The sequence below is a fragment of the Cupriavidus gilardii genome, from assembly GCF_017598945.1.
In the GTDB taxonomy this organism is placed as follows: Bacteria; Pseudomonadota; Gammaproteobacteria; order Burkholderiales; family Burkholderiaceae; genus Cupriavidus; species Cupriavidus gilardii_E.
The window spans coordinates 1-25003 of record NZ_JAGFTW010000044.1 but is presented as its reverse complement, the minus strand read 5'-3'; the positions used below and the strand labels follow the sequence as shown (position 1 = coordinate 25003).

General features: G+C 69.0%; 20 protein-coding genes. 12 read left to right on the top strand and 8 right to left on the bottom strand.

From position 1 onward, the window contains the following. Positions 1 to 195: 195 nt before the first annotated feature. The 7 genes from J5T34_RS15495 to J5T34_RS15465 all read left to right on the top strand — a co-directional run bounded on the left by J5T34_RS15495 (position 196) and on the right by J5T34_RS15465 (position 7485). The gene (locus J5T34_RS15495; protein WP_244258963.1) at positions 196 to 1101 is read left to right on the top strand and encodes a Bug family tripartite tricarboxylate transporter substrate binding protein; all 906 of its coding nucleotides are present in this window, start codon (positions 196 to 198) and stop codon (positions 1099 to 1101) included. Positions 1102 to 1240: 139 nt separating this feature from the next. Continuing rightward, a complete protein-coding gene (locus J5T34_RS15490) occupies positions 1241 to 1714 on the top strand; it encodes a tripartite tricarboxylate transporter TctB family protein (RefSeq protein WP_208580501.1) in 474 nt (157 codons plus the stop codon). Positions 1715 to 1732: 18 nt separating this feature from the next. After that, the gene (locus J5T34_RS15485; protein WP_208580500.1) at positions 1733 to 3244 is read left to right on the top strand and encodes a tripartite tricarboxylate transporter permease; all 1512 of its coding nucleotides are present in this window, start codon (positions 1733 to 1735) and stop codon (positions 3242 to 3244) included. A 195-nt stretch (positions 3245 to 3439) separates the two neighbouring features. Further along, positions 3440 to 4498: an AbrB family transcriptional regulator gene (locus tag J5T34_RS15480; RefSeq protein WP_208580499.1), complete on the top strand. Its 1059-nt coding sequence runs from the start codon at positions 3440 to 3442 to the stop codon at positions 4496 to 4498. A gap of 41 nt (positions 4499 to 4539) precedes the next feature. Next, the gene (locus tag J5T34_RS15475) at positions 4540 to 4956 is read left to right on the top strand and encodes a PaaI family thioesterase (protein WP_174106061.1); all 417 of its coding nucleotides are present in this window, start codon (positions 4540 to 4542) and stop codon (positions 4954 to 4956) included. Between the two features lie 23 nt (positions 4957 to 4979). Beyond that, the gene (locus J5T34_RS15470; RefSeq protein ID WP_432207672.1) at positions 4980 to 5930 is read left to right on the top strand and encodes a patatin-like phospholipase family protein; all 951 of its coding nucleotides are present in this window, start codon (positions 4980 to 4982) and stop codon (positions 5928 to 5930) included. 79 nt (positions 5931 to 6009) lie between these two features. Beyond that, positions 6010 to 7485 carry a dihydrolipoyl dehydrogenase family protein gene (locus J5T34_RS15465; protein WP_208580498.1) on the top strand — a complete coding sequence of 492 codons (1476 nt, stop codon included), beginning with the start codon at positions 6010 to 6012 and terminating at the stop codon, positions 7483 to 7485. Positions 7486 to 7508: 23 nt separating this feature from the next. Here J5T34_RS15465 and J5T34_RS15460 read toward each other — a convergent pair whose 3' ends face one another. Beyond that, entirely contained in the window at positions 7509 to 7937 is a 429-nt protein-coding gene (locus J5T34_RS15460; RefSeq protein ID WP_208580497.1) for a RidA family protein, read from the bottom strand. Between the two features lie 147 nt (positions 7938 to 8084). On the opposite strand from J5T34_RS15460, the gene soxR reads away from it, so the two are divergent. Beyond that, entirely contained in the window at positions 8085 to 8600 is a 516-nt protein-coding gene (gene soxR / locus J5T34_RS15455; RefSeq protein WP_208580496.1) for a redox-sensitive transcriptional activator SoxR, read from the top strand. Between the two features lie 25 nt (positions 8601 to 8625). On the opposite strand, the gene J5T34_RS15450 is transcribed toward soxR, so the two are convergent. From J5T34_RS15450 to J5T34_RS15430, 5 genes are all read right to left on the bottom strand, one after another. Continuing rightward, the gene (locus tag J5T34_RS15450) at positions 8626 to 9480 is read right to left on the bottom strand and encodes a ChaN family lipoprotein (protein ID WP_208580495.1); all 855 of its coding nucleotides are present in this window, start codon (positions 9478 to 9480) and stop codon (positions 8626 to 8628) included. Continuing rightward, positions 9467 to 12670, bottom strand: coding sequence for an efflux RND transporter permease subunit (locus tag J5T34_RS15445; protein ID WP_208580494.1), 3204 nt, complete (start codon positions 12668 to 12670; stop codon positions 9467 to 9469). Before J5T34_RS15445 ends, J5T34_RS15450 begins: the two co-directional genes overlap by 14 nt. Before the next feature lie 4 nt (positions 12671 to 12674). Further along, the gene (locus J5T34_RS15440; protein WP_208580493.1) at positions 12675 to 13892 is read right to left on the bottom strand and encodes an efflux RND transporter periplasmic adaptor subunit; all 1218 of its coding nucleotides are present in this window, start codon (positions 13890 to 13892) and stop codon (positions 12675 to 12677) included. A 337-nt stretch (positions 13893 to 14229) separates the two neighbouring features. Next, positions 14230 to 15402 carry an MFS transporter gene (locus J5T34_RS15435; protein ID WP_208580492.1) on the bottom strand — a complete coding sequence of 391 codons (1173 nt, stop codon included), beginning with the start codon at positions 15400 to 15402 and terminating at the stop codon, positions 14230 to 14232. A gap of 142 nt (positions 15403 to 15544) precedes the next feature. Further along, entirely contained in the window at positions 15545 to 16567 is a 1023-nt protein-coding gene (locus tag J5T34_RS15430; RefSeq protein WP_208580491.1) for a D-2-hydroxyacid dehydrogenase family protein, read from the bottom strand. 674 nt (positions 16568 to 17241) lie between these two features. On the opposite strand from J5T34_RS15430, the gene J5T34_RS15425 reads away from it, so the two are divergent. Beyond that, a complete protein-coding gene (locus J5T34_RS15425; RefSeq protein ID WP_208580490.1) occupies positions 17242 to 19098 on the top strand; it encodes a phosphoenolpyruvate carboxykinase (GTP) in 1857 nt (618 codons plus the stop codon). A gap of 140 nt (positions 19099 to 19238) precedes the next feature. Here J5T34_RS15425 and J5T34_RS15420 read toward each other — a convergent pair whose 3' ends face one another. Both J5T34_RS15420 and J5T34_RS15415 read right to left on the bottom strand, forming a co-directional pair. Continuing rightward, positions 19239 to 19913, bottom strand: coding sequence for a response regulator (locus J5T34_RS15420; RefSeq protein WP_208580489.1), 675 nt, complete (start codon positions 19911 to 19913; stop codon positions 19239 to 19241). Further along, positions 19910 to 21367, bottom strand: a complete 1458-nt coding sequence (locus tag J5T34_RS15415) for a cache domain-containing protein (protein ID WP_208580488.1) — start codon at positions 21365 to 21367, stop codon at positions 19910 to 19912. Before J5T34_RS15415 ends, J5T34_RS15420 begins: the two co-directional genes overlap by 4 nt. Before the next feature lie 416 nt (positions 21368 to 21783). Here J5T34_RS15415 and J5T34_RS15410 point away from each other — a divergent pair, with 416 nt between their 5' ends. From J5T34_RS15410 to J5T34_RS15400, 3 genes are all read left to right on the top strand, one after another. Continuing rightward, a complete protein-coding gene (locus J5T34_RS15410) occupies positions 21784 to 23856 on the top strand; it encodes a carbon starvation CstA family protein (protein WP_208580487.1) in 2073 nt (690 codons plus the stop codon). A gap of 54 nt (positions 23857 to 23910) precedes the next feature. Continuing rightward, positions 23911 to 24114, top strand: coding sequence for a YbdD/YjiX family protein (locus J5T34_RS15405; RefSeq protein WP_006579436.1), 204 nt, complete (start codon positions 23911 to 23913; stop codon positions 24112 to 24114). Between the two features lie 184 nt (positions 24115 to 24298). Further along, on the top strand, positions 24299 to 24781 hold the full coding sequence (locus J5T34_RS15400; protein WP_208580486.1) for a hypothetical protein: 483 nt from the start codon (positions 24299 to 24301) through the stop codon (positions 24779 to 24781). Positions 24782 to 25003: the final 222 nt, after the last annotated feature.

Sequence of the window (25003 nt, the reverse complement as noted above, 5' to 3'; positions counted from 1 at the left end):
AAGCTGACGATTTGACAGCTTATTGACAGTTTCCGGCTCCTAGAATCGCCGCCATGGCCGTACTTGCGGCCGTCGGATCGTAGAACGACAACATTGCAAGCAGGAGACCCCATGCGCCCCGCCTTCGATCGGCTTCCCCGTCTGTTCCCGCAATTCCTTCGCGTCGCGCTGGTCGGCGCCACCTTCGGCGCCGCCATGGCAGCCGGCCCCGCCTTCGCGGTCGACACCGCCAAATTCATGATCGGCGCCAACCCCGGCGGCGGCTGGGACCAGGCCGGCCGCACGCTCGGCGCCGCCATGGTGTCGGCGGGCGTGGCCAAGTCGGCCTCGTACGACAACCGCGGCGGCGCCGGCGGCACCATCGGCCTGACCCAGTTCGTCAACAGCGACAAGGGCAACCCGAACGCGCTGCTCGTCACCGGTGCCGTGATGGTCGGCGCGATCGAGACCAACAAGCCGCCGGTCACGCTGAAGAACGCCACGCCGATCGCCCGGCTGTTCACCGACACGATGGTGATCACGGTGCCGGCCAGCTCGCCGATCAAGTCGATCAAGGACCTGACCGCGCAGCTGAAGGCCAACCCGGGCAGCGTCAGCTGGGGCGGCGGCTCCAAGGGTTCGATCGACCATATCCTGGCCGGCCTGATCGCCAAGGACATCGGCGTCGATCCGAAGCGCATCAACTACGTGCCGTTCCAGGGCGGCGGCGAGGCGTCCGCTTCGGTGCTGGGCGGCCATGTGACGGCCGGCATCGCGGGCGTGTCCGAATTCCTGCCCTTCATCAAGAGCGGCAAGATGCGCGCGCTGGCGGTGACCTCGAAGGACCGCGTCGCCGATATCCCGACGCTGAAGGAGCAGGGCGTCAACGTCGAGATCTACAACTGGCGCGGCGTCTATGGCGCGCCGGGCATTACCCCCGAGCAGCGCAAGGCGCTGATCGACGCGGTGGTCAAGGCGACCGAATCGCCGTCGTGGAAGCAGGCGCTGACCAAGAACGATTGGACCCCGTTCCTGCTGACCGGCGACGAGTTCGGCAAGTTCGTCGATGCCGAATCGGCGCGCCTGGGCGCGATGCTGCGCGAACTGGGCGTCGCCAAGTAAAGCGCTCCGGCCCACTTTCGGCCCACTTTCGGCCCATCGAGACCTGACAGCTGTACCGGCGCCGCGGCCTCCCGGACCGCGGCCCGTTCGTTTTCGCACTGCCGGACGCCTCGCGTCCGGCCTCCATCCGGAGTCCATCGTGAAACCTTCCCACACTGCCATCGGCATCGTCGTGCTGTTGCTGTCGGCCTGCTTCTTCGCCGGCCTTGGCGGCATCTCGGGCGAGTCCGGCTACGCCGGCCTGTCGCCGCGTTTCGTTCCGACGCTGGTCGGCGTCGGCCTTGCCATCTGCGGCGCGCTGCTGACCTGGCAGGGCGTGCGCGGCGGCTTTCGCGCGATGCCCGAGGAGGACGCCGAGCTGCCCTCGCAGCCGCACAGCCTGCGCGGCCTGCTGTGGGTCGCGGCCGGCCTGCTGCTGAACATGGCGCTGATCGGCACTCTGGGCTTCGTGCTGGCGTCCACGCTGCTGATGGTCTGCGTCGCGCGCGGCTACGGCAGCCGCCGCCTCGTGCGCGACGCGCTGATCGGGCTGGGGATCACAGTGCCGATGTGGCTGCTGTTCGATTTCCTGCTCGGCATCAACCTGCCGCTGCTGCCGATCGCGGGTCTGTGAGGCCGGGAGACAAGCAAGATGGATACGCTCAATCAACTGATGAACGGCTTTGCCGTCGCAATCACGCCGCTGAATCTGATGTGGGCGCTGGTCGGCTGCTTCCTGGGCACCGCGATCGGCGTGCTGCCCGGCATCGGCCCGGCGCTGACGGTGGCGATGCTGCTGCCGCTGACCGCCAAGGTCGAACCGACCGCGGCGCTGATCATGTTCGCCGGCATCTACTACGGGGCGATGTACGGCGGCTCGACCACCTCGATCCTGATGAATACGCCGGGCGAATCGTCGACGATGATCACCGCGATGGAAGGCAACCTGATGGCCAAGCGGGGCCTGGCCGGCCCGGCGCTGGCCACCGCCGCGATCGGCTCGTTCGTCGCCGGCACCATCGCCACCGTGCTGCTGTCGCTGTTCGCGCCGGTCGCGGCCGACGTCGCGCTGCAGTTCGGGCCCGGCGAGTACTTCATGATCATGCTGCTGGCCTTCACCACGGTGTCGGCGGTGCTGGGCTCCTCGCTGCTGCGCGGCATGACGAGCCTGTTCCTGGGCCTGGGCATCGGCCTGATCGGCATGGATTCGCTGTCGGGCCAGACCCGCTACACGCTCGGCATCCAGGAGCTGTACGACGGCATCGACATCGTGGTGGTCGCGGTCGGCCTGTTCGCGGTGGGCGAGGCGCTGTTCAACGCCTTCTTCCCGCAGCGGGAGGGCACCTTCAACAAGGTGGGCCGCGTGATGATGTCGCGCTCGGACTGGAAGCGCTCGATCCCCGCCTGGCTGCGCGGCACCTTCATCGGCTTTCCGTTCGGCCTGATTCCGGCCGGCGGCGCCGAGATTCCGACCTTCCTGTCGTATGCCAGCGAGAAGAAGCTGAGCAAGCATCCCGAGGAATTCGGCAAGGGCGCGATCGAGGGCGTGGCCGGTCCCGAGGCCGCCAACAACGCCGCGGTGACCGCCACGCTTGCGCCGCTGCTGACGCTGGGCATTCCGACCTCGAACACCACGGCAATCATGCTGGCGGCGTTCCAGAACTACAACCTGCAGCCCGGCCCGATGCTGTTCCAGACCTCGGGCGACCTGGTCTGGGGGCTGCTGGCCTCGCTCTATATCGGCAACGTGATGCTGCTGGTGCTGAACCTGCCGGCGATCGGCCTGTGGGTCCGCATGCTGCGCATCCCGACGCCGCTGCTCTACGGCGGCATCCTGATCTTCGCGGGCCTGGGCGCCTATGGCATCCGCCAGTCGGCCTTCGACCTGCTGCTGCTGTTCCTGATCGGCCTGCTCGGCATGGCGATGCGCCGCTTCGATTTTCCGACCGCGCCGGTGATCGTCGGCATGATCCTCGGGCCGATGGCCGAGAAGCAGCTGCGCAACGCGCTGTCGATCAGCCAGGGCGACTGGACGATGTTCCTGCGCCATCCGATCTCGGCCTCGATCCTGGCGCTGACGGTGGCCGTGGTGGTGGTGCCGCGCCTGCTGCGCTGGCTGTCGCGGCGCTCGGCGATGCGGGGCGTGGCCGACGCGGCCAATTGACCGGCGGCGCGGGTCCCGCCGTCCGGCGCGATATCCAGCACGATATCCGCCGCGATATCCGCACCGACATCGATCGCCACAATGCGCGACAATGCGCGTGATGCCACAAGGCCCGGGGCTCCCGGGCCTTGTCGTTTGCTGTCCCTCCTCCGACCACAAGAAAGCGGCGGCGCGCTGCGCCAGCCTGCCACCGTCATGCGATCCGTACTTTCCCGTTGGCGTCCGACACTGCTGACGCTGCTGCTTGGACTGGCCGCCGCCCTGCTGTGCGAGTGGCTGCGCACGCCGCTGCCCTGGATGATCGGCCCGCTGCTGGCCGTGGCCGCGGCCCGCATGATGGGCGCCGATCTGCGCGCGCCATCGCAGGCGCGCAACGCCGGCCAATGGGCGATCGGCACCTCGCTGGGGCTGTACTTCACGCCCGACGTGGTCGCCAAGCTGATCGAGTTCTCCCCTTACGTGATCGCCGGCTCGCTGTTCGCGCTGGTGCTTGGCACTGCAGGCGCGCTGATGCTGCGCCGGACCACCGGCGTCGCCTTCAAGACCGCGTTCTTCTCCACCGCGATCGGCGGGGCCTCCGAGATGGCCAATCTCGCCGAGCGCAACGGCGCGCGTATCGACCAGGTCGCGGCCGCGCATTCGCTGCGGGTGCTATTGGTGGTAGTAATCGTGCCGGCGCTTTTTCAATATGGCGGTATTCATGGGCTCGATACCTATATCCCAGGGCCGCGTACCGTCGATGCGCTGGGGCTGGCGGCGCTGATCGCCATCACGGTTGCCTTCGCGCTGGTGATGAACCGGCTGAACCTGCCCAACCCCTTCGTCATCGGCACGCTGATCGCCGCCGCTGCATTGACTGCCTCCGGCATCGAGCTGTCCGCGATCCCGACCTCGATGAGCCATGCCGGCCAGCTGCTGATCGGCATCTCGCTGGGCGTGCGCTTCTCGCGCGAATTCCTGCATACCGCGCCGCGCTTCCTCGCCGGCGTGGCGCTGTACACGCTGGTGGCGCTGGTGATATCGGCGCTGTTCGGCTGGGCGCTGGCCGCGCTGTCCGGCGCGCATCCGGCCACGGTGATCCTGGGCACCACGCCTGGCGGCATCGCCGAGATGTGCATCACCGCCAAGGTGCTCGAGCTCGGCGTGCCGCTGGTCACCGCCTTCCACGTGATCCGGATGGCCTTCGTGGTGCTGTGTACCGGCCCCCTGTATCATTGGCTGAAACATCGCGCCGCCCCGGAGGAGATCGAGTAGCCGGGCGGCCAGGCACAACCGAGGACCACCGACGGGCCGCCATGCCAGAGACGACGCTTGCCATTGCCGACATCGACGCCATCCTGGAGCGCGTGCTGGCGCCCTGGGTCCGCCAGCTGAATCTGCGCGCCGAGCGCGTCGACGCCGACAGCGTCACGCTGCGCCTGCCCTTCGATCCTTCCCTTCGCCACGCAGGCGGCGTGGTCTGCGGACAGGTGCTGATGTCCGCCGCCGACACCGCGATGATCGTCGCGATCTCCAGCGCGCTGGGCGGTTTCCGCCCGATGACCACCGTCAGCCTGACCACCAACTTCATGCGCCCCGTGATCGAGGGCGACATGCTGGTGCAGGCCACCGTGCTGCGGCTGGGCAAGACCGTGGTGTTCGGCGAGATCGATCTGCGCGGCCCCGACGGCAAGCTGGCCGTGCACGCCACCACCACCTACGCGCTGCTATGACGGGGTTCGCCGCCCGCCCGGAGATGGCCACCGGCACGGCTGCCGGCACGACTGCCGACGCGCGCCCCGCGCCGTCGCGCGCGCCGCAATACGGCGGCCCCTTCGAGCAGGTGGTGTTCGCCGGCGGCGGCAACCGCTGCTGGTGGCAGGCGGGCTGGTGGGATACCGTCGCGCCCGAGCTCGGGCTGCGCCCGCGCGTGATCGCCGGCATCTCTGCCGGTGCTGCCACCGCCTGCATGATTTACACGCACGAGTCGCGGCAGGTGATGGACTACTACCGCGGCGTGCTGGCCAACAACAAGCGCAACGTCTACTGGCGCAATCTGCTCGGCGACCAGCGCGTGTTTCCGCATTACGGCATCTACCGGGCGGCCCTGCTGTCGATCCTCGGTGACGGCCGCATGGATCGGCTGCAGGCCGCGCCCGAAATCCGCGTCGGCGTGGCGCATATCCCGCGCTGGTGCGGACCCCGGCTGGCGGTGATGGCAGGGCTGCTGGCCTACAACATCGACAAGCATCTGCTCAAGACGCTGCACCCGCGGCTGGGCCGCACGCTGGGCTTTCATCCGGAGTTCGTGCGGGCTCAGGACTGCGCCACGGCCGAGCAGCTGGCAGACCTTTTGCTGCAGTCGTCATGCACGCCGCCGTTCACGCCCGTGTTGCGGCGCGATGGGCGTGCGGTGCTCGACGGCGGCCTGGTCGACAACGTGCCGGTCGACGCGCTCGACCCCACGCCAGGCGACGTGCTGGTGCTGATGACCCGGCTGTATCCGCGCCCGCGCCGTTTCGTGGTCGAGTGGAACGGCCAGCGGCGTCTGTATCTGCAACCGTCGCGGCGGGTGCCGGTCTCCAGTTGGGATTACACGCGCCCGGAAGGCATGACGCTGGCCTACGATCTCGGCCGGCGCGATGGCGAGGCCTTCCTGCGCGATTGGACGGCCGAGGCGTCCGCGGACCTGGCCCCGGCCTCGTAGCGCGGGAGCGGCGACAGCGGCTGCTCCCTCCGATTCTTGCGGCATTCTCGCGGCCAGCGCGCCGCGGCAGGAGGCATCGATGACGAAGCGGCAAGCTGGCACCGACAACGAACGCAAGCGCGCAAGCAAGGTATCCGCCGAACCCCGGATGGAGCGCGTACCGCGCGGCAAGAGCACCGGCGGCACCGGCCGCGCGCGCCAGGCCGACTTCGTCGTGATCGGCGGGGGCTCGGCCGGGGTCGCCGCGGCGATGCGGGCCGCCTCGCACGGCGCCAGCGTGATCCTGGTCGAGCGCCAGCAGATCGGCGGCACCTGCGTGAACCGCGGCTGCATTCCCAAGAAGATGCTCAGCTATGGCGCGACCTGGGCCGCGATCCTGTCGGGCTGCCTGGCGCATACCGGCGGACGCGAGGACTGGAGCGATGCCATCGTGCGCGTGAAGGCCGAGATGGCGCGGCTGCATGCCAGCTATACGCAGCGGCTGCAGGAGGCCGGCGTGCAGGTGTTGCGCGGCGAGGCAACCGTCAGTGCGCCGGGCGAGGTGCGCGTCGGCGGCGAAACGCTGCAGGCGCGCCGCATCCTGATCGCGACCGGTTCGCGGCCCACCGCACTGCCGGTGCCGGGCGCCGAACTGGCCAGCACCTCCGACGACGTGTTCGAGTGGAACGGCGTGCCGGCCTCGCTGGTGGTGATCGGCGGCGGCTATATCGCGGTCGAGATGGCGTCGATCCTGTCGCGCTACGGCGTCAAGGTCGACATGCTGGTGCGCGAGTCGCGCTTGCTGGAGAACTTCGACGAGGACATCGCCCATGCACTGGCCGAGGCGCTGACCGCCAAGGGCGTGCGGCTGCATCTGAATACCGACGTGACGCTGCTCGACCAGGCCAATGGCGCCATCGAGGTCTGCTACAGGCAGGTGGCGCAAGGCGAAAACGGCGGCAAGGGCAAGGAACGGACCCACAGCGTGCGCGCCCAGGCGGCGCTCGCGGCGATCGGACGCGAGCCCAATCTCGACGGCCTGGGCCTCGAGGCGCTGGGCGTGGCACGCGGTCAGCGCGGCCTGCGCGTCGACCGCCAGTTCCGCACCAGCGTGCGCGGCATCCATGCGATCGGCGACGTCACCGAAGGACCGCAGCTGACCCCGGTGGCCATCGCTCAGGGACGGTGGCTGGCCGACCGCTTGTTCGGCCGGCGCGGCGAGCGCGCCGACTTCGACGTGATCCCCACCGCGGTGTTCTGCGAGCCCGCGATCGGCAGCGTCGGCCTGACCGAGGCGGCGGCGATCGAGGCGGCCGGCAAGCCCGAGCGCATCGGCACGCGCATCAAGCGCTTCGTCTCGCTGGAGAACCGCTTTGCCGACAATACGATGCCGTCGGTGATGAAGATCGTCTACAACGCGCGCAGCGGCCGCGTGCTGGGCGTGCACATGCTGGACAACGCGGCGCCCGAGATCGCGCAGTCGATCGCGGTGGCACTGCGGCTCGGCGTGCGGCTGTCGCATCTGGAGACCACGATGCAGCTGCACCCGACGGTGGCCGAGGAACTGTTCGGCTGAAGCCGCCGCGCGGTGGTCCTCGCCTAGCGCGACACCACCGCGGTCGCCTCGATCTCGAACAGCATGCCGTCGAGCGCCAGCCGCGGCACCGGAATCAGCGTGCAGGCCGGCGGCGGCAGCGTGCCCCACATGCGGCGCAGCTCCGCGCCGAACTCCTGCAGGCGTTCCTGCGAATGGCCGACGATCAGCACCGTCAGCTTGGCCACGTCGCGCAACTCCGCGCCGCCGGCATGCAGCGCGATCTCCAGATTTTCCAACGCGCGCCGGACCTGGCCGGGGAAGTCGGGAGCGAGCCGGCCGTGCCGATCTTCGCCGCCCTGGCCGCTGGCGAACACGATGCGGGCCGGGGCCGTCGCGACCGCGACATGGGAATAGGCATTGGGGCTGGGATCGTACAAGCCGTGCGGATTGACGAAGTGCAGGCTGCAGGCAGGGCGGCGGGATTCGATCATGGCGGAGGTTCGGAAGAAGATCGCGAAGGACATGTCAGGGCGGAATGCCGAAGAGCCGCGCCAGTATCGAACCTCAAGTTGACTTGAGGTCAACCGTGACCCTGCTAGCATTGGGCCTTTCGCCGCGAAGATCGACGCAATCCCGCCATGCCACGCCTGCCCTCCCCCGACGAACCGAACCAACGGCCACCGCGGCGACGCGGCCCCAGGCCGGCCGACCTGCTGTCGGTCGGCGAGGTCGCAGCGCGCACCGGACTGGCCGTGTCCGCACTGCATTTCTACGAGTCCAAGGGCTTGATCCGCAGTACCCGCAGCGCCGGCAATCAGCGCCGCTATGCGCGCGCGGTGCTGCGCCAGCTCGCGGTGATCCGCGTCGCGCAGCGCATGGGCCTGCCGCTGGCGTCGATTGCGGAGGCGATGGCACGGCTGCCGGAGGGACGTGCGCCGACGGTGGCCGACTGGCGCCGGCTGTCGGCGGCATGGCGCGACGACCTGAACGAACGCATCCGCACGCTGACACAGTTGCGCGATCAGCTCGACGGCTGCATCGGCTGCGGTTGCCTGTCGCTGAAGGCCTGTCCGCTGCGCAATCCGGGCGACACGCTGGCGGGGCAGGGGCCGTGGCCGCAGTTGATCGGCGGCGAGGGCAGGCGTCCGGAATAGATCGAACGGGCGGGCCCGGTGAGGCTCAGCGCGGCGCCGGCCGGGCCCCGTCGCAGGGATCGGCGCGCTTGACCGGCGGCACCAGCACGATCCTGTCGTAGGCGCCGGCCTCGCCTTGCTCGGCCCGTTCCAGGTACGCCACCGTCAGCACCTCGGCCGGCCTGGCACCGAGCCAGCGCGGCACGCCGATGTCCTCGCGCACATGGCCGTTGCCGGCCAGCAGCACCACGCCGGCGGCGGCATGATCCTTCAGCGCGGCGGCCATCACGGCATCGCGCGCAGCCTGCGCCTGCAGCATGCCGGGCAGCATGGCCCGCGGGAATTGGCCGCAATGGCTGTCGTCGAGCACCGTGGTCTGCCTCGCGGCCAGATCGGCCGGCAGCGGCCCGGCGAGGCCCAGCCGTTCCCGTTCCGACGCGCTGAACACCGCGCCGCCGCGCATCACGCGGCGCGCATCGTCGCGCGACAGGTTGGCGGCAACCAGCGGCAGATCGTGGCGCAGCGCCAACGCGATCACCGGCCGATACAGCGGCCAGTCCCATCCCGGGGCGCCTGCCTGCGCGATCAGATAGTCGGCGTCGCCGGGGCGCTCGCGCCGGGCGCGGTCGATATCGGCCTGACGCTCGCGATCGAACTGCTCCATCGCAATGGCGGGACGCCAGCCCGCGTCGATGGCGTCGGTCAGCGACGCCAGCCGGCGGCGATGCCCGTCGGCGTTGTCGTGCACCTCGCCCAGCAGCACATAGCGATACGCCGACAGCCGAAGCGCGGTGCCCTCCGGCTCGGCGGGCGTCGCCGCGCAACCGGCGACCAGCACCAGCGCCGCGGCCAGCGCGGCCGTGGCCGAGCGTCGCGGCGATCCGCGCTCAGCGCCCCGCATCGGCTCCCACAGTCGCCGGCACACGGTTGCCGTCCGCATCGATCTCCAGCGGACCGTTGCCGGAGAAGCGGTCCAGCGCCAGGTAGATCACCGGCGTGATGAACAGCGTGATGACCTGCGAGAACAGCAGCCCGCCGACCACGGCCAGACCCAGCGGCTGACGCAGTTCGGCGCCGGCGCCCAGGCCCAGCGCGATCGGCAGCGCGCCCATGATGGCGGCCAGCGTGGTCATCATGATCGGACGGAAGCGCAGCAGGCAGGCCTGGCGGATCGCCCGGGCCGGCGGCATGCCTTGTTCGCGCTGCGCCGCCAGCGCGAAGTCGATCATCATGATGGCGTTCTTCTTGACGATGCCGATCAGCATCAGCACGCCGATGATCGCGATCAGCGACAGCTCGACGCGGAACAGGAACAGCGTCAGCAGCGCACCCACCGCGGCCGAGGGCAGGCCGGCCAGGATCGTCAGCGGATGGATATAGCTTTCGTACAGCACGCCCAGCAGCACGTAGATCACCGCGATCGCCGCGATCAGCAGGATCACCTGGGTGGACTGCGACGACTGGAACACCGCCGCATCGCCGCCCCAGCTGGTGAAGATCTCCTGCGGCATCGCGGTTTCCTGCTTGAAGCGGTCGATGCGCGCCGACGCGTCGCCCAGCGCCGCGCCCGGGGCCAGGTTGAACGACACCGTGACCGACGGCAGCTGGCCCTGGTGATTGACCGCGATCGGACCGACGCGGCGCTCGGTGGTCGCGAACGCCGACAGCGGCACCAGCGTGCCGCCGGTGCTGCGCACATAGATCTTCGAGAAGGCGGTCTCGTCGACGCGGTCCACGTCCGCGGCCTGCAGGATCACGTAGTAGCTGTCGATCGAGGTATAGATCGTCGACACCTGGCGCTCGCCGAACGCGGTATAGAGCGCGGTGCGCACGTCCTGCATCTGCACGCCGAGCGAATTGGCCTTGTCGCGGTCGATCGACAGCTGCGCCTCGAGGCCCGCCTGCTGCGAATCGCTGGTGACGTCGCGGAACAGCGGATCGGCGCGCATGCGGGCCATCAGCTTGTCGGCGGCGGTCTGCAGATTGCCCGACTGCACGCTCTGCAGCGTGTATTGGTAGCGCGCCTTGCTGACGCGGCCGCCCAGCTGCAGGTTCTGCACCGGGCGGAAATAGACGTTGAGCCCCGGAATGCCGGACACATCGCGGCGCAGCGATTCGACCACCTCTGGCATCTTCGGCCGCTCGCCGCCCGGCTTCAGTTCGATGAACATGCGGCCGGTATTGATCGCCGGCGACGGACCGCCGCCGATTGCCACCACGATGCTCTTGACCGCCGGGTTGGCACGCATCCGTTCGGCCGCATCGCGCATCAGCGTCGACATTGCATCGAACGAGATGTCCTGCGGGCCGTCGGCATTGACCTGGATCTGGCCGATGTCCTCCTCGGGGAAGAAGCCCTTCGGAATCAGCACGAACAGCACCGCGGTCAGCACGAACGTCATGCCGGCCGCGGCCAGGACGGTCTTGCGATGCGCCAGGCACCAGTCCAGACCGCGCGCATAGCGGTGCAGCGTGTATTCGAACAGGTTCTCGAACCACTGGGTCGAACGCAGGCCGAAGCTCTGCCGTTGGGGAGGCGCGGCGGCATGCGCGGCGGCATGCCGGGGGGCATCGCCATACGCATGCTGCGATTCGTCGACCGGCACGTTCTCGGCCGACAGGAAGCGCGCGCACAGCATCGGGATCAGCGTCAGCGACACCAGCGCCGACACCAGGATCGACAGCGACACCACCGCGGCGAACTCGTGAAACAGCAGGCCGATCACGCCCGGCATGAAGAAGATCGGGATGAACACCGCCACCAGCGACACCGAGATCGACACGATGGTGAAGCCCATCTCGCGCGAGCCGACCAGCGCCGCCTTCAGCGGCGCCATGCCTTCCTCGATATGGCGGACGATGTTCTCGAGCATCACGATGGCGTCGTCGACCACCAGGCCGACCGCCAGCGTGATCGCCAGCAGCGACACGTTGTCCAGGCTGTAGCCGAACGCCTTCATCAGCGCCACCGTGCCGATCAGCGAGATCGGCAGCGACACCGTCGGGATCAGCGTGGCGGCGGCCCGGCGCAGGAACAGGAAGATCACCATCACCACCAGAGCCGCGGTCAGCGCCAGCGTGAACTGCACGTCGTGGATCGACTCGCGCACCGAGCGCGAGCGGTCATTGACGACGTTGACATTGACCGAGGCCGGCATCTGCTGCACCAGCCGCGGCAGCGCGGCGCGGATCGCATCGACCACCGCCACCGTGTTGGCGTCGGGCTGGCGCTGCACCGCCAGCACGATCGAGCGCTCGTTGTTCAGCCAGCTGCCGGTCTTCAGCGTCTCGACGCTGTCCTCGACCTCGGCCACATCGGACAGCCGCACCAGCGAGCCGTTGGGCTGGCTGGCGACGATGATGTTGCGGAAGGCGTTGGCGTCGGCCAGCTGCCGGTTGGCCTGGATCGTCAGCATCTGGCGCGCGCCGTCGAGCGTGCCGACCGGCGTGTTGGCATTGGCCCGCGAGATCGCGCTGGCCAGCTCGTCCAGCGTCATGCCCCGCGCGGCCAGCGCATCGGGCCGCGCGCGCACCCGCACCGCGAAGCGCTTCTGCCCGTAGACCAGCACCTGCGCAACGCCGGGCAGCGTCGACAGCGTCGGCGCGATCAGGTTGTCGCCGAAGGCGTTCAGCTCGGCCAGGCTCATCGCCGGCGAATTGATCGCCAGCAGGATCACCGCCGCGTCGGCCGGATTGACCTTGCGGTACGACGGCGGCTCGTTCATCTCGGTCGGCAGCGAGCGCTGCGCGCGGAACAGCGCCGATTGCACGTCGACCGCGGCGGCATCGATGTCGCGGTCGTTGTTGAATTCGATCGTGATGCTGGAATTGCCCAGCGTATTCGCCGAGCTGATCACCGACACGCCGGGGATCGTGGCGAACTGCTTTTCCAGCGGCGTGGCGACCGAGGCCGCCATCGTCTCGGGGCTCGCCCCGGGCAGCCGGGCGGTGACCTGGATCACCGGCGAGTTGAAGCTGGGCAGCGCGGCGATCGGGATGGTCGGGTACAGCACGATGCCGGTGACGACGATCGCGATCGCCAGCAGCACCGTCATCACGGGCCGGCGGATGCAGAGTTCGGACAGCGTCATGGCGTCAATGCTTTCCGGGCGCCGGCGCAGCAGCGGGGGCGCTGGCCTCGCGCACCGCGCTGCCCGGACGCAGGTTCTGCACGCCCTCGACCACCACGCGCGTGCCCGCTGGCACGCCTTCGACCACCGCCGCGGCGGCGGTCGCCGCCAGCATCTTGACGGGCATCGGCCTGACCTTGCCGTCGGCCTGCACCGCATAGACGAAGCGGCCCTCCGGTCCGGTGACCACCGACTGCGGCGGCACCGACACCACGCCCGTCAGCGTCTGCACCACCGCCTCGACCCGCGCGTAGGTGCCGGGCCACAGGCGCTGGGCCTCGTTGTCGAACTGCGCCTTGACGCGGATGGTGCCGTATTGCGGATCGACGGTGTTGTCGACGAAGGTGATGCGGCCCTGCACCGGTTCGGGATTGCCGTCGTTGGGCTGCGCGGTGACCGGCACCGGGCCGCTGCGCAGCGCGTCGCGCAGCGCCGCGAGCTGGCGCTCCGGCAGCGTGAAGGTGACCGCGATCGGCTGGATCTGCGCGATCGTTACCATCGGCTGCGCGGCGGTGGGCAAGACCAGCGAACCGGGGAAGACGTTGATCACGCCGGTGCGGCCGCCGATGGTGGCGCGGATCGCGCCGTAGCTGACCGCGACGCGGCTCGCCTCGATCGCGGCCTGGTCGGCGCGCACCGTGGCCTCCAGCGCATCGACCTTGGCGCGCGCGGTATCGACTGCGCTGCGCGAGATGAAGTTGCGCGCGACCAGCTCCTCGCTGCGCGCCAGCGAGCGGCGGGCATCGGCCAGATCGGCCTGATCGCGCAGCAGCTGGGCACGGGCGCGGGCCAGATTGGCCGCGTCCATGCGGGTATCGAGCGAGAACAGCAGATCGCCGGGCTTGACGGTCTGGCCTTCGCGGATATGGACGGTGCGGACGGTGCTGGAGACCTGCGGGCGGACCTCGACGGTGGACAGCGCGGTCACGTTGCCGTTGACGCTGACTTGCAGCGGCACGTCGCCCTGGCGTGCCAGCGCGGTGGTCACCGCCACCGGCGCCGGGCCCTGCGCCTGCGGCCTGGCGGCAAACCAGGTCTTCCAGACGTACCAGCCGGCGACCGCCAGCAACACCAACAATGCCAGCGCCAGCCAGGGCGACACACGACTTCTGCCGGTACCCATGGCCTGGCTCCAGTTGCTTTCGACGAAGCCTTTGGCCTGGTCGATACCCTTCGATTTCATGCGAGGACCCTCTGCTGCCCCGCGCTGGTGCGCGGGTTCGCTCCCTTTTTTCGTCGTGCCCACCCGGACGGCCACCGCCGGCTTCTGGGAACCGGTGGGCGGCCGGCCGCCCCCAGTGGTACCGCCTTGGCGCCGTATCTGGCAAGCGTTGGCAGACGCGTCTGTATTACAAACGATTACAGGAGAGGGGCCGTCTTTGTATCAGGGATCAAACATTAGCAGAAAACGGGCCCGCCCGGCCGGCGGGCGGGGGTGCGTCCGGGGGTGCGCCCCGGGGGTGCGCCCTATCCCAGGCCGTGCGGAGCGCCACGCAGCGGCTTGCAGCAGCACGGCGCGCTCAGGCCTGCTGCGGCGCCTGCCGGCGCAGCCAGCGGCAACCGAGGGCGCGGGCGCGCGCCGACAGCAGCAGGGCGCCGAGCATCAGCGCGGCCGCGCCCCAGTGCAGTGCGTGCGCGCCGGCGGTGGCGTAGATCGCCGCGCCGACCATCGCGCCGATCGCCTGGCCCAGATAGATCGACGAGGAATTGAGCGAGATCGACACCGCCGCCCGCTCCGGCGCGAGCGCCACCAGCCGTGCCTGCTGCGCGCTGTTGGTGGCGAAGCCGCCGATGCCCCACAGCATGAAGATCAGCACCAGCGCGATCGGGCCGAGACCGGTCAGCGGCCACAGCAGCATCGCCGCCAGCGAGGTGCCCAGCGCGACGTGGACCACGCGGGCCGGCGTGGCGCGGTCCATGCGCGCGGCCGCCACCACGTTGCCGAACACGCCGCAGGCGCCATAGGCCAGGAACATCAGGCTCAGCGCGCCGCCGCTGACGCCATGGACGTCCCGCAGCATCGGCGCGATATAGGTGAACATCGTGAACATGCCGGCGGACGACACCATCGTCACACCGACCACCATCAACAGCGGCGTATGGCGCAGCACCGCGCCCCAGGCCGCGCGGCCCACCGGCGCCACCATCAGAGCGCGCGGCAGCACCCGCCACAGCGCGAGCGCCACGCCCAGCGCCATCACGCCGACCACGCCCATGCTGACGCGCCAGCCCAGCGTCGTGCTGATCCAGGTGCCCATCGGCACGCCGACCACGCTGGCCACGCTCCAGCCGAGAAAGACGAAGCTGATCGCCCGGCCGCGCAGCTTCGCATCGACCAGCAGCGGCAGCGTGGCGGCAGCCTGGGGGGTATAGATGGCGGCGCCGATCGCCGTGACGAAACGCAGCACGACCAGCGCGCCGAAGTTCGGCGCCAGCGCCGAGGCCAGATGCAGCACGCCATAGAGCGCCAGGGCGCCGACCAGCAGCAGGCGGCGGTCGATGCGCGAACCGAGCGTGGCGAACAGCGGCGCGCCGACGCAACAGGCCAGCGCAAAGGCCGAGACCAGCTGGCCGGCGGTGGCGGCGCTCAAATGAAAATCGCCGGCGATGTCGTTCAGCATGCCGGTGACGATCATCGCGCCGGTGCCGATGACGAAATTGCCGACGCAAAGCGTCAGAAGCCTGGGATCCATGATGGGGACGCGAGGGGAATGGCGGCGGGGGGCCGCCCGCGAATCCCGGCAGTGTAGCGGTTTTGCGCCGATCGGGTCGGGCGCCGCCGCAGCCATGGGAACCCGCCGGTCCGCCGCGACGGGGTGCGCGGCGGGTTGCCCCTCAGCGGGTCAGCGCGGGCGTCAGCGCCTTGGGATTGACCACGCTGCCGTGCTCGCCGGCCAGCACGTCGAGGATGTTCTGGAACGCGGTGCGGAAGTACAGCTCGTAGCTGTCGCGCTCGACATAGCCCAGATGCGGCGTGCAGATGCAGTTCTCCATCCGCAGCAGCGCGTGGCCCTGCAGGATCGGCTCGGACTCGAACACGTCGACCGCCGCCATGCCGGGCCGGCCGCGGTTGAGCGCCGCGACCAACGCGTTTTCCTCGACCAGCTCGGCGCGGCTGGTGTTGACGAACAGCGCGGTCGGCTTCATCGAGGTCAGGTCGGCCAGCTTGACGATGTGGCGCGTCTCGTCGTTCAGCCGCAGATGCAGCGACAGCACGTCGCTGTCGGCGAACAGCTGCTCCTTCGACTCGGCCAGCGCGAAGCCGTCCTCGCGTGCGGCCGTCTGCGAGGCCTCGCGGCCCCAGACCAGCACGTTCATGCCGAAGGCGCGGCCATAGCCGGCCACCAGGCGGCCGATCTTGCCGTAGCCCCAGATGCCCAGCGTCTGGCCCTTGAGCACCTGGCCGAGCCCGAAATTGGGCGGCATCGTCGTCGATTTCAGACCCGACTGCTGCCAGGCGCCGTGCTTCAGGCTCGCGACGTATTGCGGAATCCGCCGCTGCGCCGCCATGATCAGCGCCCAGGTCAGCTCGGCCGGCGCGACCGGCGAACCGACCCCTTCGAGCACCACCACGCCGCGGTCGGTGCAGGCATCGACGTCGATATGGCTGCCCGCGCCGCCAACGCGGCCGGTCTGGCTGATGATCTTCAGCTTCGGCAGCTTCTCCAGCAGCTGGCGCGTGATGCGGGTGCGCTCGCGGATCAGCACCACGGCTTCGACATCGGACAGGCGCGCCGCCAGCTGGCCCACGCCCTTGACGGTGTTGTTGAACACCTTGACGTCATGCCCCTGCAGCAGCTGAAAGCAGGCCAGCTTGCGCACGGCATCCTGGTAGTCGTCGAGAACGGCAATTTTCATCGTCGGATTCGGTGAGGCAGTTCGGTGAGGCGGTTCGTAGAGGCGGTTCGTTGAACAGGCGGTTCGTTGAACTTCGGGGAGCGATTCGATCGACGCGGCAATCCGGTTGGTTCGCGTGCCCACAGACCGGCATGCCGGCGACCAGTAAGGTGGGCGACCAAAGTGCTGCGCAATGTGTTGCGACAGGCAAGACCGACACGGCGTTCCGACCGGTTTTCGCGCCGCGCGCTTGCTGCAGAGCAAAAAACGGAGGACGACAGCGGTGGTATCCTTGCCGCCTTCGGTGACATCCCGGATTGTCGGTCGAGCTCCGCTCCCGCACCCGGTTTGTTGCCGGACAAAGCTTGACTGGCACCCGCTGCGACACGTCCGCGGGAAAACCGCCACTGTAGCGCAGCCGCAAGGCCCGCCGCGATCGATTCCCGACTGGATCGCGCCGGACTTGTAACGGGATGTGACGGTCCCGAGCGAGCGTGGTCCACACCGACCACCATGCGGGCGCCATGCGGGCAGAACGCCCGCCCCACATGCGGAACCGCTTTCACAAGAAGTGGTCCCTCAAGCATGCGGCCATGGCAGGCGTTCTCGTCGATTCCGCGTTTCATCCGGTTTTTCAGAGCGCGGCCCCGGGCCAGGCTTTGCCAAAGATTTCTTTTTTGCTTTGGAGTACCACCATGAACCACCCCACCATGCAAGGCACGCCGGCGCTGAACGTTCCGGCCTGGGTCAAGCACCAGAAGCTGGTCGCCTGGGTCGCCGAGATCGCTGCGCTGACCAAGCCCGACAGCATCTACTGGTGCGACGGCTCCCAGGAGGAATACGACCGCCTGTGCGAGCAGATGGTCGCCGCCGGCACGATGAAGCGGCTGAACCCGGCCAAGCGCAAGAACTCCTTCCTCGCCATCTCCGACCCCTCCGATGTCGCGCGCGTCGAGGACCGTACCTTCATCTGCTCGCAGAAGGAGGAAGACGCCGGCCCGACCAACAACTGGATGCCGCCGGCCGAGATGCGCCAGACCCTGAGCGGGCTGTTCGATGGCTGCATGCGCGGCCGCACGCTGTACGTGGTGCCGTTCTCGATGGGGCCGCTCGGTTCGCCGATCGCCCACATCGGCGTGGAGCTGTCCGACAGCCCGTACGTCGCCGTCAACATGCGGATCATGACCCGCATGGGCCGCGCCGTGTACGACGTGCTGGGCGCCGACGGCGAGTTCGTGCCGTGCGTGCACACCGTCGGCAAGCCGCTGGCCGCCGGCGAGAAGGACGTGCCGTGGCCGTGCAACCCGACCAAGTACATCGTGCATTTCCCCGAGACCCGCGAGATCTGGTCGTTCGGTTCGGGCTACGGCGGCAACGCGCTGCTGGGCAAGAAGTGCTTCGCGCTGCGGATCGCCTCGACCATGGGCCGCGACGAGGGCTGGCTGGCCGAACACATGCTGATCCTCGGCGTGACCTCGCCGGAGGGCAAGAAGTACCACGTCGCGGCGGCCTTCCCGTCGGCCTGCGGCAAGACCAACTTCGCGATGCTGATCCCGCCCAAGGGCTTCGAGGGCTGGAAGGTCACCACCATCGGCGACGACATCGCGTGGATCAAGCCGGGCAAGGACGGCCGCCTGTACGCGATCAACCCCGAAGCCGGCTACTTCGGCGTGGCCCCGGGCACCAGCGAGAAGACCAACTTCAACGCGATGGCGACGCTGAAGGAAAACGTCATCTTCACCAACGTCGCGCTGACCGATGACGGCGACGTCTGGTGGGAAGGCATGACGAAGGAAGCGCCGGCCCATCTGATCGACTGGCAGGGCAAGGACTGGACGCCGGAGATCGCCAGGCAGACGGGCGCCAAGGCGGCCCACCCGAACGCGCGCTTCACCGCACCGGCCTCGCAGTGCCCCTCGATCGACGCCAACTGGGACAACCCGGCCGGCGTGCCGATCGACGCCTTCATCTTCGGCGGCCGCCGCTCGACCACGGTGCCGCTGGTGACCGAGGCCCGCAACTGGACCGAAGGCGTCTACATGGCCGCCACCATGGGTTCGGAGACCACCGCCGCGGCCGCCGGCCAGCAAGGCGTGGTGCGCCGCGACCCGTTCGCGATGCTGCCGTTCTGCGGCTACAACATGAGCGACTACTTCGGCCACTGGCTGGAGCTGGGCAACAAGCTCGAGGCCGCCGGCGCCAAGCTGCCGAAGATCTACTGCGTCAACTGGTTCCGCAAGGACGAGGCCGGCAATTTCGTGTGGCCGGGCTTCGGCGAGAACATGCGCGTGCTGTCGTGGATGATCGACCGCGTCGAAGGCCGCGGCCAGGGCACCGAGCACGTGTTCGGCACCTCGCCGCGCTACGAGGACCTGCGCTGGGAAGGCCTGGACTTCTCGCCCGAGCAATTCCAGAAGGTCACCTCGATCGACCGCGCCGCCTGGGAACAGGAACTGGCGCTGCACGAAGAGCTGTTCACCCAGCTCAAGCACCATCTGCCGCAGGCGCTGTCCGAAACCAAGGATGCACTGGCCAGGCGGCTGGCGGCTTGATTCGGTAGTGGCCTGACTTCGCGCTTGCCCCAGGCGAGCGCGTCGGCAAGAAAGAAGCCCTCGCGATCTGGCTCGCGAGGGCTTTTTTTCGTCCGGCGTATTGGGCTACGGCGCGGGCCGGACCGCGATCCGACGGGATCTCACCCGCCGTTTGCTTCACCCCCCAACTGCTCCACCGCATACTTCACCAACCCCGCCCGTCCCTCGATGCCCAGCTTGCGCTTGAGGTTCAGCCGATGCGTCTCCACCGTGCGCACCGACACGCCCAACGACGCGGCGATTTCCTTGTTGGCCAGGCCCCGGCCGATGCCGTTCAGGATGTCGCGTTCGCGTGGGGTCAGCGCATCGAGCGGATGCGGGGCGGGGCCTTCCTCGATCATGCGGCGGGCGATGCGGGCGCTGTAGAAGACGCGGCCGGCCAGCACCGCGTCGATCGCGGCCAGCAGTTCGTCGGCCGGGGCGTCCTTCAGCACGTAGCCGCGCGCGCCAGCGCGCATGGCCTGCCGCACGTATTCGAGGTTGTCGTGCATCGACAGCATCAGCACCGCGATCTCGGGATGGCGCTGGTGCAGCGCGTCGGCCAGCGCGATACCGCCCATGCCGCGCATGCCGATATCGGTGATCAACAGGTCCGGCAGCGCGTCCAGCGCGCAGCGCGCCAGCCAGGCCAGCGCCGCTTCGCCGTCGTCCGCCTCGCCGACCACGGTCAGGCCCGGCTGCAGCGCCAGGTGCATGCGCATGCCGTCGCGTACCAGCGTGTGGTCGTCGACCAGCAGCACGCGCGCGGGACGATACGGTTCGGAGTAGGAGCTCATCGGGACAGCGGGGAAGAGTGGGACGGGGCGGCCGGCGGCGCGTCCACCGTCCTAGCGAGCGCCGGCGTCTCCGGCGTAGCACGCGTTTCCGGCGCGAAGGCCGAGGCCGGCAGGAAGGCGCGGATGCGCGTGCCGCCCGGCGCGGAGTCGATATCGAACTCGCCGCCCAGGCTGGCGATGCGCTCGCGCAGGTTGCGCAGGCCGATGCCGCCGCGCGGGTCGCGCTGCACGCGCTCGAGATCGAAGCCGCTGCCGTCGTCCTGCACCACCAGCGCGACGCCGGACTCGGCATACGACAGCGTCAGCTCGACGCGCCGCGCATTGGCGTGGCGCTCGACATTGGTCAGCGCCTCCTGCGCGATCCGATAGAGCGCGGTGGCGGCTTCGTCGGACAGCGGCCGTGCCACGCCGCGGCAGTCGATCGTGATCCGCAGCCCGCTGGCGCCCTGCATCTCGCGCGCCAAATGCTGCAGCGCGGCTTGCAGGCCCAGGTCGTCGAGCAGCGCCGGGCGCAGATTGCGGGCGACGCGCCGGACCTCGTTGAACACCGTCTCGAGCCGGTTCAGCGCCATGCCGAGCACCGGCGCCACCGCCGCGCCCTCGGTCGGCGCCTGCGCCAGCCGGTTCAGCGCGGTCTCGAGCACCAGCTTGACCGATACCAGCAGCTGGCTGACGCCGTCGTGCAGCTCGCGCGACAGCCGCGCGCGTTCGTCCTCCTGCGAGCGCACCACGCGCTGCGCCAGCTGGCGCAGCTTGGCGTCGGCCTCGCGATGCTCGCTGATGTTCAGCGCCAGCCCGCCCGCGCCCACCAGCAGGATGCTGATCGCGGCGATCGCGCCGATCCACGCCAGCGTCGCGCGGATATCGGTCTCGGCGCGCGTGTCGAGCTCGCGCAGCGTCGCCTCGACATCGTCCAGATAGATGCCGGTACCAAGCATCCAGCCCCATTCGGGCACCGCGACCACATAGCCGAGCTTGGGCGCCATCTGCCGCGTCGACGGCTTCTCCCAGCGATAGCGCACCGCGCCGCCGCCCGCGCGGGCCGCCGCGATCAGCTGCTGGATCGTCAGCGCCCCCTCGGGATCGCGCAGATCCCACAGGTCGCGGCCGACCAGATCGGGCTGGCGCGGGTGCATCAGGTTGCGGCCCTGCAGATCGTACAGGAAGAAGTAGCCGTCGGGACCATAGTCCAGCCCCGCCAGCGCCTGCATCGCGGCCTGGCGCGTGGCCTCGTCGTTGCGGCCGGACTTGACCAGCGGCGCGATCGCGCTCTGCGCCAGCTGTACGTAGTGCCGCAGCTCGGTTTCCTTGCTTTGCAGATAGGCGGCCTCGACCAGCGCGCGCTCGTGGCGGACCAGCGCGGTGGCCTGATAGTGCACGGCCAGCGCGATGCCGAGCATGGCGATCGCCAGCGGCGCGACCGCGAGCAGCAGGATCTTCTGGCGGAGTTTCATCGTGACCAGGGTAAACACGGATGCCTGGGAAGCGGCCTGTGACCGTCCCGTTGCGTAGTACTACGCAGGATCGCTGCGTAGTTACGCGCTTGTGCCTCGATTGGCGGGTGTCAATACTACACGCCGACGCGCGACCGGCTCCGAGGGCCAGCGCCGCGTCATTCGCAACGGGATGCGCCAGTGCCCACACACCGGCGTATCGCCCCGCCTGCCAGACAAGATCCGGACCGGAAGTCGAGGGACCGGGCGCCGCTGACATCAGCGCTGACATCTGCGCTGAAATCTGGAGACAGCTTGCCCCCGATCGCCCGCCATGCGCCGCCCGACGGCGCGCGTGCCGCCGTGCGCGCCCCTCGGTCCACCGGCCCTTGTTCCCCCGCGGGCTTTGTTCCATGTGGTCTGAGGAGACCTTCACTATGAATCGCATCGGGCAACACCTGATGTGGCTGGCCGTCGCCGTGCTCGGCGCGTTTGCCTTCGCCACCGTTGCACTGTCGCGCGGCGAAGCCGTCAGTGCCTTGTGGATCGTGGTCGCCGCGATCTGCATCTATCTGATCGCCTACCGCTACTACAGCCGCTTCATCGCCGACAAGGTGATGCAGCTGGACCCCAAACGGATGACGCCGGCCTGGCGCCATAACGACGGCCTGGACTACGTGCCGACCAACAAGGCGGTGCTGTTCGGCCACCACTTCGCCGCGATCGCCGGCGCCGGACCGCTGGTCGGGCCGGTGCTCGCCGCGCAGATGGGCTACATGCCCGGCATGCTGTGGATCCTGGCCGGCGTGGTGTTCGCCGGCGCGGTGCAGGACTTCATGGTGCTGTTCATCTCGACCCGCCGCGACGGCCGCTCGCTGGGCGATCTGGTCAAGGCCGAGATGGGTACGGTGCCCGGCATGATCGCGCTGTTCGGCTGCTTCATGATCATGATCATCATCCTCGCGGTGCTGGCGCTGATCGTGGTCAAGGCGCTGGCCGATTCGCCGTGGGGCACGTTCACCGTGGCGGTGACGATCCCGATCGCGCTGTTCATGGGCGTCTACACGCGCTACATCCGCCCGGGCCGCATCGGCGAGGTGTCGGTAATCGGCTTCGTGCTGCTGATGCTGGCCATCGTCGGCGGCCAGTACGTGCACGAGAGCGCCACGCTGGCGCCGCTGTTTACCTTCGACGGCAAGGCGCTGACCTGGATGCTGATCGGCTACGGCTTCGTCGCCGCGGTGCTGCCGGTGTGGCTGCTGCTGGCCCCGCGCGACTACCTGTCGACCTTCCTGAAGATCGGCACCATCATCGCGCTGGCGGTCGGCATCCTGATCGTCGCGCCGGAACTGAAGATGCCGGCCTTCACGCAGTTCGCCGAAGGCGGCGGTCCGGTGTGGTCGGGCAACCTGTTCCCGTTCCTGTTCATCACCATCGCCTGCGGCGCGGTATCGGGCTTCCACGCGCTGATCTCGTCGGGCACCACGCCCAAGCTGCTGGAGAACGAGACCCACGCCCGCTTCATCGGCTACGGCGCGATGCTGGCCGAGTCCTTCGTCGCGATCATGGCGCTGGTAGCCGCCTCGGTGATCGAGCCCGGCGTGTACTTCGCGATGAACAGCCCGGCGGCCGTGATCGGCACCACGCCGGAAGCGGTCGCGGCGGCGGTATCGAACTGGGGCTTCGTGATCACGCCCGACGTGCTGGTGCAGACCGCCAAGGACGTCGGCGAAAACACCATCATCTCGCGCGCCGGCGGCGCCCCGACGCTGGCGGTGGGCATCGCCCACATCCTGCATCAGGTGGTCGGCGGCCAGGCCATGATGGCGTTCTGGTACCACTTCGCCATCCTGTTCGAGGCGCTGTTCATCCTGACCGCCGTCGACGCGGGCACCCGCGCCGGCCGCTTCATGCTGCAGGATCTGCTGGGCAGCTTCGTGCCCTCGATGCGCCGGACCGACTCGCTGCCGGCCAACCTGATCGCGACGGCGCTGTGCGTCGGCGCCTGGGGCTACTTCCTGTATCAGGGCGTGGTCGATCCGCTGGGCGGCATCAACACGCTGTGGCCGCTGTTCGGCATCTCGAACCAGATGCTGGCCGCGGTGGCGCTGGTGCTGGGCACCTGCGTGCTGGTCAAGATGAAGCGCGGCCGCTATGCCTGGGTCACGCTGCTGCCGACCGTCTGGCTGCTGATCTGCACGCTGACCGCGGGCTGGCAGAAGCTGTTCCATGCCGACCCGAAGATCGGCTTCCTGTCGCACGCCAGCAAGTTCAGCGACGCGATCGCCCAGGGCACGGTGCTGGCGCCGGCCAAGACGATGGAGCAGATGCACCGGATCGTCTTCAACGACTATCTGGACGCGGGCCTGTGCGCGCTGTTCATGGCGGTGGTGCTGTCGATCGTCTACTACGGTCTGCGCACCGGTCTGCGCGCGGGCGCGCAGGCACGGCCGACGGCCCACGAGACGCCGTTCGAGCCGCTGCCGGCCGCAGCCTCGGCACAGCGCTGAGCGCCGTCTGTCCCGCTCGCCGCAACGTCAACCCCACGCAGAGGAAGGAACGCCATGCTGGATCCGCTGAACAAGATGGGCCAAATGGGCCGCTACCTGGGCCAGTCGCTGCGGCTGATGGTCGGGCTGCCCGACTACCAGACCTATGTGGCCCATATGGAAAGCACGCATCCGGACCGCGAGCCGATGAGCTACGAGGAGTTCTTCCGCGAGCGCCAGGAGGCGCGTTACGGCGGCGGGCAGGGCAAGTGCTGTTGAACCGCCGCCGGGACGGCATCGCCATCGCGTGATGCCGGATTCACCTGTAACATGACAAAGGCTGCCCGCGGGCAGCCTTTGTTGTCTTTCTGCAGCATTAATAAAGGCTTACAGGCGGTTACAGCAATGTCTGTGCCCAAAATCTACACTTGCATCACAGTTTGGCAACCAGAGGAAAAACACTATGTCTCGCCGACTCGTTCGCAATATGACCGTGGCCCTCGCCCTGGCGGCATCGACGACGCTGCCTGCATTCGCGAGCGACATGAATAACGCACTGGGTGGCGCCCTCGGCGGCGTCGCCGGTGCAGCCGTCGGAGGTGCGCTGGGCGGCTCCACCGGCGCCGTGATCGGCGGCGCGGTGGGCGGTGGCGCCGGCGGCGCAATCAGCTCGAATCGCCGCGAGCGTACCGGCGCCATCCTGGGCGGCGCGCTCGGCGGCGGTGCGGGTACCGCGGCGGGCAACGCAATGGGCGGCCGCGGCGGCGGCCTGGTGGGCGCGGCCCTGGGCGGCGGCGCAGGCGCGGCGCTGGGCGGCAACATCTCGCGCAGCAACTCGTACGCCAACGACCGTGACCGCTACTACCGCGACCGCGGCTATCACAAGAGCAAGTACAAGAACAAGCACCGCCACCACCGCCGCGGCCATCGTGATTGGGACGATTGATCGCAGGGGGTAGTGCACCCTGACAGCCAGTTCGACGGGCCGCGCAAGCGGCCCGTTTTTGTTTTGCGGCGGCGAATGACGGGCATCCGGTTGTTCGACTTGCGCGGGCGCGGCGGGTCGGGGCCGGAAACGACGAGGCCCGTGGCGGGGGCCGGGGGTCGGGGTGGCTTCTTTTTACATCTTACCCCGCCCGCCGAGAGGGTAGTGTGTAGCTCCGCGTGG

Coding starts and splice junctions, on each gene's coding strand:
- J5T34_RS15415 (WP_208580488.1), bottom strand. CDS start 21,367: ATGAAACTCCGCCAGAAGATCCTGCTGCTCGCGGTCGCGCCGCTGGCG.
- J5T34_RS15445 (WP_208580494.1), bottom strand. CDS start 12,670: ATGACGCTGTCCGAACTCTGCATCCGCCGGCCCGTGATGACGGTGCTG.
- soxR (WP_208580496.1), top strand. CDS start 8,085: ATGCCACGCCTGCCCTCCCCCGACGAACCGAACCAACGGCCACCGCGG.
- J5T34_RS15430 (WP_208580491.1), bottom strand. CDS start 16,567: ATGAAAATTGCCGTTCTCGACGACTACCAGGATGCCGTGCGCAAGCTG.
- J5T34_RS15475 (WP_174106061.1), top strand. CDS start 4,540: ATGCCAGAGACGACGCTTGCCATTGCCGACATCGACGCCATCCTGGAG.
- J5T34_RS15435 (WP_208580492.1), bottom strand. CDS start 15,402: ATGGATCCCAGGCTTCTGACGCTTTGCGTCGGCAATTTCGTCATCGGC.
- J5T34_RS15450 (WP_208580495.1), bottom strand. CDS start 9,480: ATGCGGGGCGCTGAGCGCGGATCGCCGCGACGCTCGGCCACGGCCGCG.
- J5T34_RS15425 (WP_208580490.1), top strand. CDS start 17,242: ATGAACCACCCCACCATGCAAGGCACGCCGGCGCTGAACGTTCCGGCC.
- J5T34_RS15400 (WP_208580486.1), top strand. CDS start 24,299: ATGTCTCGCCGACTCGTTCGCAATATGACCGTGGCCCTCGCCCTGGCG.
- J5T34_RS15420 (WP_208580489.1), bottom strand. CDS start 19,913: ATGAGCTCCTACTCCGAACCGTATCGTCCCGCGCGCGTGCTGCTGGTC.
- J5T34_RS15460 (WP_208580497.1), bottom strand. CDS start 7,937: ATGATCGAATCCCGCCGCCCTGCCTGCAGCCTGCACTTCGTCAATCCG.
- J5T34_RS15485 (WP_208580500.1), top strand. CDS start 1,733: ATGGATACGCTCAATCAACTGATGAACGGCTTTGCCGTCGCAATCACG.
- J5T34_RS15465 (WP_208580498.1), top strand. CDS start 6,010: ATGACGAAGCGGCAAGCTGGCACCGACAACGAACGCAAGCGCGCAAGC.
- J5T34_RS15470 (WP_432207672.1), top strand. CDS start 4,980: ATGGCCACCGGCACGGCTGCCGGCACGACTGCCGACGCGCGCCCCGCG.
- J5T34_RS15440 (WP_208580493.1), bottom strand. CDS start 13,892: ATGAAATCGAAGGGTATCGACCAGGCCAAAGGCTTCGTCGAAAGCAAC.
- J5T34_RS15480 (WP_208580499.1), top strand. CDS start 3,440: ATGCGATCCGTACTTTCCCGTTGGCGTCCGACACTGCTGACGCTGCTG.
- J5T34_RS15495 (WP_244258963.1), top strand. CDS start 196: ATGGCAGCCGGCCCCGCCTTCGCGGTCGACACCGCCAAATTCATGATC.
- J5T34_RS15405 (WP_006579436.1), top strand. CDS start 23,911: ATGCTGGATCCGCTGAACAAGATGGGCCAAATGGGCCGCTACCTGGGC.
- J5T34_RS15410 (WP_208580487.1), top strand. CDS start 21,784: ATGAATCGCATCGGGCAACACCTGATGTGGCTGGCCGTCGCCGTGCTC.